The 12444-nt window shown below is 70.9% G+C and carries 14 protein-coding genes; 9 read left to right on the forward strand and 5 right to left on the reverse strand.

The window, feature by feature from the left end; genetic code table 11:
• Window positions 1–105: 105 nt before the first annotated feature.
• From rpmH to ACFY9V_RS02320, 9 genes are all read left to right on the forward strand, one after another.
• Window positions 106–243: a 50S ribosomal protein L34 gene (rpmH, locus tag ACFY9V_RS02280; protein ID WP_003975051.1), complete on the forward strand. Its 138-nt coding sequence runs from the start codon at window positions 106–108 to the stop codon at window positions 241–243.
• A 19-nt stretch (window positions 244–262) separates the two neighbouring features.
• Window positions 263–661: a ribonuclease P protein component gene (gene rnpA, locus ACFY9V_RS02285; RefSeq protein WP_391158835.1), complete on the forward strand. Its 399-nt coding sequence runs from the start codon at window positions 263–265 to the stop codon at window positions 659–661.
• Window positions 658–975 carry a membrane protein insertion efficiency factor YidD gene (gene yidD, locus ACFY9V_RS02290; protein WP_188282916.1) on the forward strand — a complete coding sequence of 106 codons (318 nt, stop codon included), beginning with the start codon at window positions 658–660 and terminating at the stop codon, window positions 973–975. Before rnpA ends, yidD begins: the two co-directional genes overlap by 4 nt.
• On the forward strand, window positions 975–2156 hold the full coding sequence (gene yidC / locus ACFY9V_RS02295; protein ID WP_355336772.1) for a membrane protein insertase YidC: 1182 nt from the start codon (window positions 975–977) through the stop codon (window positions 2154–2156). The genes yidD and yidC overlap by 1 nt, the downstream gene beginning before the upstream one ends.
• A gap of 13 nt (window positions 2157–2169) precedes the next feature.
• Window positions 2170–2688, forward strand: coding sequence for a R3H domain-containing nucleic acid-binding protein (locus ACFY9V_RS02300; protein ID WP_355336668.1), 519 nt, complete (start codon window positions 2170–2172; stop codon window positions 2686–2688).
• A gap of 88 nt (window positions 2689–2776) precedes the next feature.
• Complete coding sequence (gene rsmG, locus ACFY9V_RS02305; protein WP_355336667.1) at window positions 2777–3514, forward strand: 16S rRNA (guanine(527)-N(7))-methyltransferase RsmG; 738 nt, start codon at window positions 2777–2779, stop codon at window positions 3512–3514.
• A gap of 276 nt (window positions 3515–3790) precedes the next feature.
• Window positions 3791–4915 carry a ParA family protein gene (locus ACFY9V_RS02310; RefSeq protein ID WP_355336666.1) on the forward strand — a complete coding sequence of 375 codons (1125 nt, stop codon included), beginning with the start codon at window positions 3791–3793 and terminating at the stop codon, window positions 4913–4915.
• Window positions 4912–6012 carry a ParB/RepB/Spo0J family partition protein gene (locus tag ACFY9V_RS02315; protein WP_391158838.1) on the forward strand — a complete coding sequence of 367 codons (1101 nt, stop codon included), beginning with the start codon at window positions 4912–4914 and terminating at the stop codon, window positions 6010–6012. The genes ACFY9V_RS02310 and ACFY9V_RS02315 overlap by 4 nt, the downstream gene beginning before the upstream one ends.
• A gap of 76 nt (window positions 6013–6088) precedes the next feature.
• Window positions 6089–6706 (forward strand): GNAT family N-acetyltransferase, encoded by a 618-nt coding sequence (locus ACFY9V_RS02320; protein WP_355336664.1) that lies wholly within the window; start codon window positions 6089–6091, stop codon window positions 6704–6706.
• 150 nt (window positions 6707–6856) lie between these two features.
• On the opposite strand, the gene trxA is transcribed toward ACFY9V_RS02320, so the two are convergent.
• From trxA to ACFY9V_RS02345, 5 genes are all read right to left on the reverse strand, one after another.
• A complete protein-coding gene (trxA, locus tag ACFY9V_RS02325; RefSeq protein ID WP_355336663.1) occupies window positions 6857–7186 on the reverse strand; it encodes a thioredoxin in 330 nt (109 codons plus the stop codon).
• Between the two features lie 55 nt (window positions 7187–7241).
• Window positions 7242–8225 carry a thioredoxin-disulfide reductase gene (gene trxB, locus ACFY9V_RS02330; protein ID WP_355336662.1) on the reverse strand — a complete coding sequence of 328 codons (984 nt, stop codon included), beginning with the start codon at window positions 8223–8225 and terminating at the stop codon, window positions 7242–7244.
• Window positions 8226–8360: 135 nt separating this feature from the next.
• On the reverse strand, window positions 8361–9257 hold the full coding sequence (locus ACFY9V_RS02335; protein WP_391158840.1) for a hypothetical protein: 897 nt from the start codon (window positions 9255–9257) through the stop codon (window positions 8361–8363).
• Window positions 9254–9925, reverse strand: a complete 672-nt coding sequence (gene sigM, locus ACFY9V_RS02340) for an RNA polymerase sigma factor SigM (protein ID WP_355336660.1) — start codon at window positions 9923–9925, stop codon at window positions 9254–9256. Before sigM ends, ACFY9V_RS02335 begins: the two co-directional genes overlap by 4 nt.
• Before the next feature lie 86 nt (window positions 9926–10011).
• On the reverse strand, window positions 10012–11739 hold the full coding sequence (locus ACFY9V_RS02345; protein WP_391159545.1) for a protein kinase family protein: 1728 nt from the start codon (window positions 11737–11739) through the stop codon (window positions 10012–10014).
• Window positions 11740–12444: the final 705 nt, after the last annotated feature.

The raw sequence follows: 12444 nt of genomic DNA on the forward strand, positions 1-12444 counted from the left end.
TGATCGTCAAGCGGTGCACCTGATCTGTTCCGCGAGATTCTTCGTGGGCGCACGGTGACAGCCAGGCGACGCCCCGCCGGACACGATTTTCCCTGGAGCCCCCGAGTGAGCAAGCGCACCTTCCAGCCGAACAACCGCCGTCGTGCGAAGACCCACGGCTTCCGTCTGCGTATGCGCACCCGCGCCGGCCGCGCGATTCTCGCGACCCGCCGCAGCAAGGGCCGCGCCCGCCTGTCCGCCTGATCGTCACAGGTCTCATGCCGTGCTGCCCACCGAGAATCGGCTGAGGCGGCGCCAGGACTTCGGAGAAGCGGTTCGCCGAGGACGCCGAGCGGGTCGACCGCTGCTGGTGGTCCATCTGCGCAGCGACATCACGGACCCGCATGTGCCGGGGGGGAGCACTCCCCCGGTGCGTGCGGGTTTCGTCGTGAGCAAGGCGGTGGGTGGCTCGGTGCAGCGCAATCTGGTCAAGCGCCGACTGCGTCATCTGGTCCGCGAACGCCTGTCGCAGCTGCCCCCCGGTAGCCTGGTAGTCGTACGAGCGCTACCCGGAGCCGGTGGCGCTGACCATGCGGAGCTGGCCCACGACCTGGACGCCGCCCTCGAGCGGCTGCTGGGTCGCGACACCCGAGGCGAAGCCGAGGGGAGGGTGTCTCGATGAAGTACCCGCTGCTGGCACTGATCAAGCTGTACCAGTGGACGATCAGTCCGCTGCTCGGCCCGGTCTGCCGGTACTACCCCTCGTGCTCCCACTACGGGTTCACGGCCATCGACCGGCACGGCGCGATCAAGGGCACCGCCCTGACCGCGTGGCGCATCCTGCGCTGCAATCCCTGGTCGCCGGGCGGCGTGGACCATGTCCCGCCGCGCAAGCGGCCGCCATGGCACGATCGGCTGCGCCGCGCACTGCGGGGCGGCTCCGACGGGCCCGTCACGCCCGAGCCCACCGGACCCTCTCACGCCCAAGGAGCCTGATCGTGGGGATTCTGAACCCCCTCTACGACGCTGTCTCGTGGATCATCGTCCAGTTCCACTCGTTCTACAGCCTGATCTTCGACAAGGACAGCGGCTGGGCGTGGGGTCTGTCCATCGTCTCGCTGGTGGTCCTCATCCGGATCTGCCTGATCCCGCTGTTCGTCAAGCAGATCAAGTCGACCCGGAACATGCAGGCGCTCCAGCCCAAGATGAAGGCGATCCAGGAGCGCTACAAGAACGACAAGCAGCGCCAGTCCGAAGAGATGATGAAGCTGTACAAGGAGACGGGTACCAACCCGCTCTCCTCGTGCCTGCCGATCCTGGCGCAGTCCCCGTTCTTCTTCGCGCTGTACCACGTGCTGAGCAACATCGCCAAGGGCCACGAGGTCGGCGTGATCCACGCCAACCTGGTCGACAGCGCCAAGAACGCGCACATCTTCGGTGCCCCGCTGGCGGCGAAGTTCCTGGACAGCGCGGCCAAGGTCGAGTCGCTGGGCGCCACGCAGACCAATGTGCGCATCGTCACGGTGATCATGATCCTCATGATGTCGGCGTCGCAGTTCTACACGCAGCGCCAGCTCATGACGAAGAACGTCGACATGACGGTGAAGACCCCGTTCATGCAGCAGCAGAAGATGCTGATGTACGTCTTCCCGGTCATCTTCGCCGTCATGGGTATCAACTTCCCCGTCGGTGTCCTCGTCTACTGGCTGACCACCAACGTGTGGACCATGGGCCAGCAGATGTTCGTGATCCGGCGTAACCCCACCCCCGGCAGCCTCGCGTTCCAGCAGCGCCAGGAGCGGCTGCGCGCCAAGGGCAAGCTCGTCGAGCCCCCGGAGGAAGTGGCCGCCAAGGAGGCCGTGGAGGTCGCGCGCGCCAACCGCACCCAGCCCAAGCGGCAGCCGAAGTCCAAGCGCCAGACGACCCCCACGGGCACGGGCGCCGGCGGCGGCGCGGCGGGCGGCACCGGTGGCGGCGGCGCTCCCAGGGCGGGCGGTGGAGCCCCGCGGGCGGGCGCTCCCAAGGCCGGTGCCCCGAAGGCGAGCGGCGGCTCGGCAGGCACAGGCAGGACAGGCGGCGGTACGAAGCAGGGCGGCGCTCCGGGCAAGCAGGGCGGTTCGCCCGGCAAGCAGTCCGGTGGCAAGTCCAAGCCGACCAACCTGTCGAAGAAGAAGTAAGAGGAGCCCAGGCGTGAGCGACGTCAACACCACCACCGCACCCGACAACGGCTCGGCCGCGACCCTGAACCGGCTGGAGCAGGAGGGTGATATCGCCGCCGACTACCTGGAAGGTCTGCTGGACATCGCGGACCTCGACGGTGACATCGACATGGATGTCGAGGGCGAGCGCGCGTCGGTGTCGATCATCGGTGACACCGGCACCCGTGATCTGAACAAGCTGGTCGGCCGGGACGGCGAGGTGCTGGAAGCCCTCCAGGAGCTGACCCGGCTCGCGGTGCACCGGGAGACCGGTGAGCGCAGCAGGCTGATGCTGGACATCGCCGGGTTCCGGGCGCGCAAGCGGGCCGAGCTGGCGCAGCTCGGCGCGAAGGCGGCGGCGGAGGCCAAGGCCAGCGGTGAGCCGGTGAAGCTGGACCCGATGACGCCGTTCGAGCGCAAGGTCGTGCACGACGCCGTGGCCGCCGCGGGCCTGCGCAGCGAGTCCGAGGGCGAGGAGCCCCAGCGCCGGGTGGTCGTACTCCCGGTCTGACCGGACGCTGTGTGGTACTGCTCTGTCGGCCCCGTCTGTTCGCAGGCGGGGCCGAACCTTGTGAGTGACCTAGGAAAGGACAGCCCCCGTGACGGAGGCAGCAGCGGAGCTTCCCGCGCCGCCCGAGCAGGCCAGGACGGTCTTCGGTGACCGGTTCGCCGACGCCCTGCGCTATGCCGAGCTGCTCGCGGACGCCGGGGTGCGCCGCGGCCTGATCGGCCCGCGCGAGGTGCCCCGCCTGTGGGAGCGGCACCTGCTGAACTGCGCGGTGCTCTCCGAGGTCATCGACGAGGACGTGTCCGTGTGCGATGTCGGCTCGGGCGCCGGCCTGCCGGGTATCCCGCTGGCGCTGACCCGGCCCGATCTGCGGATCACGCTGCTGGAGCCGCTGCTGCGCAGGACCACGTTCCTCGAAGAGGTCGTCAAGGTGCTGGGGCTGAGCAATGTCACCGTGGTGCGCGGCCGGGCCGAGGAGATGATGGGCAAGCTGCCCCCGGTGGACGTGGTGACCGCGCGCGCCGTGGCGCCGCTGGAACGGCTCGCGGGCTGGGGCCTGCCACTGCTGCGCCCGCACGGTGAGATGGCGGTCCTCAAGGGCGACACCGCGCTGGACGAGCTGAAGGCGGCCAGGGCCGCGCTCGACCGGCTGGGTGCGGTCGACACCTCCGTGGTCCAGGTCGGCGAGGGCATCGTGGACCCGCTCTCCACCGTCGTACGCGTCCTGGTCGGCGAGAGCCCCGGCGGGGTACGCGCCGCGACCCGGCGGGCGAAGGCCGCGCGCGCGAGCCGTAACCCGCGGGGCGGCGCTCCCCGCCGTCGCCGCTGAACCGTCGTTCCTCGAACGGTCCCGCGCCGAACCCTCCCTCTACGCCATACAAACGGCCAAACAGACATAACCCGGAGTGTCTGCGGAGTTAGCGGTCCGGCGCTGTGCATCGTGTTCCACGTGAAACGTCGCTCGCTGCTACCAGGAGTCCTCAGCCGCGGCCGAGCCGCGGCCGAGGCACACGCCAACAAGCCCTCCAAGACGCCCCAGTCGGTGGATAGATCTACGGCTTCATCCACAGGCAGCCAAGTCTCGCTGGTTCATCACCCCTCCGGCATGGCAGGCTCTTCTCATAGCGAGCCTGAAGTCGAGGAGTGTGAGTCCTTGCGGTCCGACGCCAACATCGCGGGACCGATGGCCGATCCGGTCCCCGGTCCCCGCACAGCAGAGTTTGCCGGGGGCCCGATTGCCGTGCCCCCGGGGTTCGGAGACGGTGTTTCACGTGAAACATTGCCTCCCATGGATGACACCCCGATCGGCCGCGCCGCGCAGTTGGCCGTCGAGGCACTGGGACGCGCCGGGGAAGGACTTCCCCGGCCGGCCCAGACCCGGGTGATGGTGGTCGCCAATCAGAAGGGCGGGGTCGGCAAGACCACGACCACGGTGAATCTGGCGGCGTCCCTGGCGCTGCACGGCGCCCGGGTGCTCGTGGTCGACCTGGACCCGCAGGGCAACGCCTCCACGGCGCTGGGCATCGACCACCACGCCGAGGTCCCCTCGATCTACGACGTCCTGGTGGAGAGCAAGCCCCTGTCCGACGTCGTGATGCCGGTCCCCGATGTGGAGGGCCTGTTCTGCGCGCCCGCCACCATCGACCTGGCGGGCGCCGAGATCGAACTGGTCTCCCTGGTCGCCCGCGAGAGCCGGCTCCAGCGGGCGATCGAGGCGTACGAGCAGCCGCTGGACTACGTCCTGATCGACTGCCCGCCCTCGCTCGGCCTGCTGACCGTCAACGCGTTGGTGGCCGGAGCCGAGGTCGTCATCCCGATCCAGTGCGAGTACTACGCGCTGGAGGGGCTGGGCCAGCTCCTGAAGAACGTGGAACTGGTCCGCGCGCACCTCAACCCGAAGCTGCATGTGTCGACGATCCTGCTGACCATGTACGACGGACGGACGCGCCTCGCCTCCCAGGTCGCGGAGGAGGTGCGCACGCACTTCGGCAAGGAGGTGCTGCGGACCAGCATCCCGCGGTCCGTCCGGATCTCCGAGGCGCCCAGCTACGGCCAGACCGTACTGACCTATGACCCGGGCTCCAGCGGCGCGCTGTCGTATCTGGAAGCCGCCCGGGAGATGGCCCTGCGCGGAGTCGAGGCGTCCGTCGCCGTCGAGTACGACCCGCAGGGTGACTACACCCAGCACGATGAGCAGAACCCGCACAGCATGTCGGAGGGGATCCAGTGAGTGATCGACGCAGAGGGCTCGGCCGTGGTCTCGGCGCGCTGATCCCGGCCGCGCCGCAGTCGACGGGCGGCGCCCAGGGCACCGCACCGGTACTGACGCAGGAACGCGGCGTCGCCGCGGCCAAGGTGGCCGGACTGGTGGACCGCAGAGTCCCCGAGGCCGCGCCGCCGCCCGTGGTGGACATCCCTGTTTCACGTGAAACAGAGCCGGACCTCTCCGACGCGAAGAACCCCGTACCGGGTGCCTACTTCGCGGAGCTGGACCTGGACTTCATCACGCCGAACCCGCGCCAGCCGCGTGAGGTCTTCGACGAGGACGCCCTCAACGAACTGATCACCTCCATCAAGGAGGTCGGTCTGCTCCAGCCGGTCGTCGTGCGTGAGATCGGCAAGGACCGCTTCGAGCTGATCATGGGCGAGCGCCGCTGGCGGGCGTGCCGCGAGGCCGGCCTGGAGCGGATTCCGGCGATCGTCCGGGCGACCGACGACGAGAAGCTCCTCCTGGACGCCCTCCTGGAGAACCTGCACCGGGCCCAGCTCAACCCCCTGGAGGAGGCGGCGGCGTACGACCAGTTGCTCCGCGACTTCTCCTGCACCCACGAGCAGTTGGCGGACCGGATCGGGCGCTCCCGCTCGCAGGTCTCCAACACGCTCAGGCTGCTGAAGCTGTCCGCCCCGGTGCAGCGCCGGGTCGCGGCCGGAGTGATCTCCTTCGGCCACGCGCGGGCGCTGCTCTCGCTGGACGACCCCGAGGAGCAGGACAAGCTGGCCCACCGGATCGTCGCCGAAGGGCTGTCGGTGCGCGCGATCGAAGAGATCGTGACGCTGATGAACAGCGACCCGAAGCCCACCAGGAAGAGCGCGGCGCCCCGGGCCGGGCGTCGGGTCTCCCCGGCCCTCACCCACCTCGCCTCCCGGCTCTCCGACCGCTTCGACACCCGGGTGAAGGTCGACCTGGGGCAGAAGCGCGGAAAGATCGTCGTGGAATTCGCGTCGATAGAGGATCTGGAGCGCATCCTCGGGGCGATGGCCCCGGGCGAGGGCAATGTGCTGGAGAACCGGCTCGAAGAGGAAACCGAGGACGAAGACGGCGAGTGACGCGGGCGCACCCCGGCGTTCGCGCCGGGGTGTACGTGGGCAGTTCGGTTCACGGCAGAGATGGGGTTCAGGCCACATGGGACGTCGGCTGGCACCACTGACACTCGACAATCTCCCGGACCTCCCCAAGCCCTGCCGCAGTTGCGTCTTCTGGGAACTGGACCCGGTCAGCGGCGAAGCGGCCGTCCAGGCGGGCAAGCCCGAGCTGGAGAAAGAGGCGTGGATCTCCGCCGTTCTGCTGGAGTGGGGTTCCTGCGGACGGGTCGTCTACGTCGACGAGGTGCCCGCGGGCTTCGTGCTCTACGCGCCTGCCGCGTATGTGCCGCGCTCCCTGGCCTTCCCGACCAGCCCGGTGTCGGCGGACGCCGTCCAGCTCATGACCGCGCGCATCCTGCCCGGCTTCCAGGGGCAGGGCCTCGGCCGAGTCCTGGTGCAGACCGTCGCCAAGGACGTCATCCGGCGGGGCTTCAAGGCGATCGAGGCGTTCGGCGACGCCAAGTGGACCGCCCCCTCGTGCGTCCTGCCCGCGGACCATCTGCTCGCGGTCGGCTTCAAGACGGTCCGCCCCCACCCGCGCTATCCCCGGCTGCGGCTGGAGCTGCGTTCCACGATCTCCTGGAAGGAGGACGTCGAGATGGCCATCGACCGCCTCCTGGGCGCCGTCCAGAAGGAGCCTGCCCTCCGGCCCCTGTGAGCCGCTGTCACTCCTCACGGCCGCGCCGGGCACCCGGACCGGACATGCGAGAGGGCCGACCCCGGATCGGGGGTCGGCCCTCTCGTGTTCCACGTGGAACAGCGTCCGCCGGTGAAGACGTCCGCCGGTGAAAGCGTCAGCCGGTGAGCGTCAGCCGATGAAGTCGGACAGGTCGCGCACGATGGCGGCCTTCGGCTTGGCGCCGACGATGGTCTTCACGACCTCGCCGCCCTTGTAGACGTTGAGCGTCGGGATGGACATCACGCCGTACTTCGCCGCGGTGACCGGGTTCTCGTCGATGTTCAGCTTGACGATGGTGATGTTCTCCGCGTGCTCCTCCGCGATGGCCTCCAGCGAGGGGGCGATCTGGCGGCACGGGCCGCACCACTCCGCCCAGAAGTCCACCAGCACGGGCTTGTCGCTGGCGAGCACCTCCTCGGCGAACGTCTCGTCGGTCACGTGCTTGGTGTTGCCGGCCACGGCGGTCTCCTCAGGTCGTGATGTGTGCGTGTCGGGGGTGAGGGATGGAAGCGGGTCAGACGGCGGCCTTGTCGGCCGACGCGTCGGCCGTCTCGGCCTTCTCGGCGTCGGCGAGGGCGGCCAGGTAGCGCTCGGCGTCCAGCGCGGCGGAACAGCCGGTGCCGGCCGCGGTGATCGCCTGACGGTAGGTGTGGTCCACGACGTCTCCCGCGGCGAAGACACCGGGGACGTTGGTCCGGGTGCTCGGCGCCTGGACGGTGAGGTAGCCCTCGCCGTCGACGTCGAGGACGCCCTTGAACAGCTCGCTGCGCGGGTCGTGGCCGATCGCGATGAACAGCCCGGTGACGGGCAGCTCCGAGGTCTCGCCGGTCTTCGTGTTGCGCAGGGTCAGACCGGAGAGCTTGCCGTCGCCGTGGATCTCGGCGACCTCGCTGTCCCAGACGAAGGAGATCTTCGGGTCGGCGAAGGCACGGTCCTGCATCGCCTTGGACGCCCGCAGGCTGTCCCGGCGGTGCACGATCTTCACGGACTTGGCGAAGCGGGAGAGGAAGGTCGCCTCCTCCATCGCGGTGTCGCCGCCGCCGATCACGGCGATGTCCTGCTCGCGGAAGAAGAAGCCGTCACAGGTGGCACACCAGGAGACGCCGCGGCCGGAGAGCTGGTCCTCGTTGGGGAGGTTCAGCTTGCGGTGCTGCGAGCCGGTGGTGACGATGACGGTCTTGGCGCGGTGGACGGTGCCCGCCGAGTCCGTGACGGTCTTGATGTCGCCGCCGAGGTCGACCGCGACCACGTCGTCCGGGACCAGCTCGGCGCCGAAGCGCTCGGCCTGGGCGCGCATGTTGTCCATGAGGTCCGGGCCCACGATGCCGTCGCGGAAGCCGGGGAAGTTCTCCACCTCGGTGGTGTTCATCAACGCGCCGCCGGCGGTGACCGACCCCTCGAAGACCAGCGGGTTGAGGGATGCGCGCGCCGTGTAGAGCGCCGCGGTGTACCCCGCGGGCCCCGAGCCGATGATGATCACGTTACGGACGTCGCTCACGGGTGTCTTCCTCGTCTCTGCGGACAACTGCGGGGGCCCTGGCTGGACTCTCGTCCTGCCTAACGGATCCTACGGGTCCAGCATTCCCCGGACGGCGCGGCGCACGCCGTACGCCACGCCCCCCGGACGAACGGCTCAGCGCGGGTAGGTGCTCCGGAAGAGGACCGCGCCGGGACTGGTCGCCGTACAGGCGGCGCTGACCACGAACGCGTCGACCGCCGAGGCGTCACTCGGGTGCGGCAGCACCACAAGGTAGGAGTCCGTCCCGTGGAAGGACTCGCGCTCGGCGGCCAGCGCCGGGCCGGTGCGCTGGGTGGCCTTGAGCACACACGGGGGGACGGTGGGCACCGCCTTGTCCGGGCTCATGGTGGCTCCCTCGCTGCTGACGCCGGGACCGCTGAGCATCGGGGAGTCGGACTCCCCGGCCGCGTGGTTCGGCGCCGCCTCATCGAGCAGCTCCCGCACCTGGACCGCGATCGGGTCGGCGGCGGTGTCCGCCTTCTTGCTGCTGGCGGTCGCGTCGCTCTGCGAGGTTGTGTCGTCGCCGACGTGATAGATCGTGACGCCCAGGCCGACGATGACCACGGCGGAGGCGGCGACGAGCAGTCCGCGCCGCCACCGCCGACCGGTGCGGCCGGGACCGGTGGACCCGGAGGCATGTCCGTCGGGACCGGTCGATGTTCCACGTGGAACATGCGTCGGTGTCGGTGTCGGTGTCGGTGTCGGTGTCGGTGTCGGTGACGGCCGCGATGTTCCACGTGGAACATCGGGCGTGGTGGCGTCGAGGAGCGCTTCGGCGGCGAGCGCCGCGTCGATCCGTCCGGCGATGTCGGCGGGCATCCGCTGCGGTCCCGGCAGGGTGCCGAGCAGTCCCCTGATCTCCTCCAGGGAGTCCCGGACGTCGGCGCACAGTGAACAGCCCGCGATGTGCTCGGTGACCTCCGTGGCGCGCTCGGGGCGGAGCAGCCCCTCGGCCAGGTCGGAGATCTCGGCGACCTCGGGATGCGCGTCGTGGTCCGCTGTCGATGTCACCGCTGTTCACCTCCGCCCTGTTCCGGTCCCGTCTCTGGGACGGATGTCCCCTCCGCCCGGTTCCTTCCCCCGCCGCGATCGGCGCTATCCACGCCCTGCGCGCGCAGATGGGTGACGAGGGGAAGCAGTTTCGCCCGGCCTCTGGCACACCGGCTCTTGACCGTACCGGTGGGCACATCGAGCACCGCGGCGGCTTCGGCGACCGAGTAGCCCTGCATGTCGACCAGGACCAGTGCGGCGCGCTGGTCGGGCGGCAGCGTGGTGAGGGCGGCTATCAGCTCGCGGTGGAGTTCCCCGCGCTCGGCCGGGACCTCGGCCGACTCGTGGGGTTCGAGCAACGCCTCGAAGTTCTCCTCGTCGGCCACCGGGGCTGTCCTGCGGGAGGCGGCCTTACGGGCCCGGTCGAGGCAGGCGTTGACCGTGATGCGGTGCAGCCAGGTGGTGACGGCCGACTGGCCGCGGAAGGTATGGGCGGCCCGGAAGGCGGACACCAGCGCGTCCTGGACGGCGTCAGCGGCTTCCTCGCGGTCCCCCAGGGTGCGCAGGGCCACCGCCCACAGCCGGTCCCGGTGGCGGCGCACCAGCTCGCCGAAGGTGTCGGGATCGCCCGCGACATGACGGGCCAGGAGATCGGCGTCGGCGACATCGCCGAGCGGGTTTGCCTCCAAGGCCGTTCTCCCCCGTCCCCTGCCCCTGTGGGTCTCGCCGTGGGTGTCCCCGCGGCCGTCGCCGCGGGGTCAGCCCGTCTCCGGGATCAGCCCGTCACGCTGATCTCGGAGATCCTGCCACGGAAGTGACCGGTCTCGGCAGGCGCCAGACGCGTCATCCACACCAGCACGTAGCGCGAGGTGAGATCGGCGCTCGGCTTGAACGTCACCGAACTGCCCGAGCCCTGGGCCACCTTGGTGAAGGCGTCGAAGGTGGTCGGCATCGCGGAGGTGCCCTTGGGCGCGGCCAGGAGCTGCGCGGTGACGTCGCCCACGAAGTCGACCTTCACCGTGCTCACGTGCTTGGCGCTGCCCAGGTCGACGATGACGCCGACACCCGGCTTGAGATTGCCCAGATCGGCGCCCAGGTAGTAGTTCGTCTCCCAGTACGTGGAGGGGTCGCCGTCGAACGCCTTGGGGAGATCCTTCGGATTCTCGCTGCCGTCGCCGAGCGGGTCGAAGTCCTTCAGCCCGGCGATCTTGATCGGGACCGGGGCCTTGCGCGTCGGGTCCTGGCTCGCCTTCTGGCCGGTCGTCGGGTGACTGGTCGGCCGGTCCTCACGCGACTTGAGGGTGTCCGCGAGCTGCCAGCTCCCCAGGCCGATCGCCACGATCACCAGTGCCGAGACCGCCCATTTCAGTGCCCGGCCGGTACGGCCGGGCAGAGCGGGCGGCGGAGCGGGGGCCGCGACCGCGGGCGGCTGCGGCGTACCCGGTGGCGCGGGCGGCTGGCGGAAGGCGGCGACCGGGTAGACCGGCGGTGCCTGCTCCGGCGGCCGGATGCGCGGGATGCCCGCGACGGCCTTGGCCAGCTCCTCGGGAGTGGTGCAGGGCGGGTCCTGCCGGGAGGCGGTCGCGCCGTCGTTGACGAGCGCGCGCATGGCCAACTCGGACAGACCGCGGTGGACGCCCGCGCGGACCTGGTCCGGTGCGACCAGGCCGACGCCCTTGGGCAGCCCCGCCAGACCGTGCGCGTCCTCCTCGTACGGCCAGCGCTGCGTGAGCGAGGCGTAGAGCAGCGCGCCGATCGCCTCGGTGTCCTGCCGCTGCGGACGCTCGGAGTTGAGCCCGCGCAGTGCGGCGGCGACCGCGAGGCCGCGGATGCGGTACTGCCCGGAGACCGTACGCAGCACGGCGCCGGGGTCGAGACGCAGGTGCGCCAGGCCCTCACGGTGGGCGGCGGCCATGCCCTGGGAGACCTGGCTGACCATCTGGTACGCCTCGTGCGGCTCCATCGCGCCCGCGGCGAGCAGGTCGGCCAGCGAGGAGGCGTCGGGCAGCCACTCGTGGATGACGTACACCAGGTCGTTCTCCTCGACGGCGTCGAGGACCTGGACGAAGCGCGGGTCGCCGAGGAGGGCGGCCGACCGGGCGGCGGCCAGCACCTGGCGGGCCCGCCGGTGGTCGGCGGGCAGGATGTGGATGCCGACCGCCCTGCGCAGCTTCTCGTCGACCGCGCGCCAACTGCTGAAGCCGTCGATCCGGGTGACGCACTCGGCGAGCTGGTAGCGCCGGGCGAGCTTGTGACCGCTGTGCAGCTCGGGCTGCGCGCTGCGGACGGGCCTGGGCGCCGTGGTGGCGCTGCCGCCGCCCTTGGCGGGGCCGGCGGGCCGCCGGCCGTCGGCGGGCGCTGTGGAGGCGGCTGTGGGGCTTCCTGGGGCGGCCTCGGTCGCCGGGCGGTCCCCGTCCCCGGTCTTCTCGTCGGGGGCGAGCGTGGCGGTGCCCCCGGAGCCGGACGTCGAGGGCGCGGGGGACGGTGCGGACGGGGCCTTCACGGAGGCGACCGGCGTGCCCTTGGCGGGCGTCCCCTTGGCCGACGTGCCCTTGGCCGGTGTCCCCTTCGCCGGGGTGCCCTTGGCGGGAGTGCCCGTCCCGACGGGCGCGGTCGCGGAAGCCGCCTTGGCACCGTTCGTCGAAGCGGACGCCTTGGGGCTCCGGCCGTCCTTGACGGTCTGCTTGGCGGCCCTCTTGGCCGGGGCCTTGGCCGCCGACGTCGTCGCCGACGCCGTCGCGGGCTTGGCCGGTGCGGCGGCGTTGGCGGAGGAGGTGCCCGAGGAGGTGCCCGAGGGCGCGGGGGAGGTCGTGGTGGAGGCTCGGGCGGCGGTGGGGGTCTCCTCCGGTGACGGGGGCACCGCGGGCAGCACGGCGGTCGTCAGTTTCGTCGTCGCCGTCGGCGAGGACGCGGGGGCCGTCACGGGCACGGGCGCGGTCAGTTCGGCGGTCGCGGCCACCGCGGTGTCGACCACCACGGTCTCGCTGGTCGCGCTGTCGCCGTCGACCGCGGCCGACATCGAGGTTTCGGCGGTGGTCTGCGTGCCGTCCGACCCGTCCTGGGATCGTGTGCCGGAGTCGGCGCTGCTGCTGGTCTGGTCGTCCGTCGTCGTCCCGTCGGATGTGGCGCCGTCCTGCTGGGCGGCGAGCGGGGGCTCGCCACCCTCATTGGCCACTCCGACGGCGGCCGTGCTCCGATCCGCCACCGT

It is taken from the genome of Streptomyces sp. NPDC008317 (genome assembly GCF_042955955.1).
GTDB lineage: Bacteria > Actinomycetota > Actinomycetes > Streptomycetales > Streptomycetaceae > Actinacidiphila.

Excerpts from the sequence above, each read along its gene's own strand:
- ACFY9V_RS02310 (WP_355336666.1), top strand. The coding sequence starts at position 3,791 with ATGGCAGGCTCTTCTCATAGCGAGCCTGAAGTCGAGGAGTGTGAGTCC.
- ACFY9V_RS02320 (WP_355336664.1), top strand. The coding sequence starts at position 6,089 with ATGGGACGTCGGCTGGCACCACTGACACTCGACAATCTCCCGGACCTC.
- yidD (WP_188282916.1), top strand. The coding sequence starts at position 658 with ATGAAGTACCCGCTGCTGGCACTGATCAAGCTGTACCAGTGGACGATC.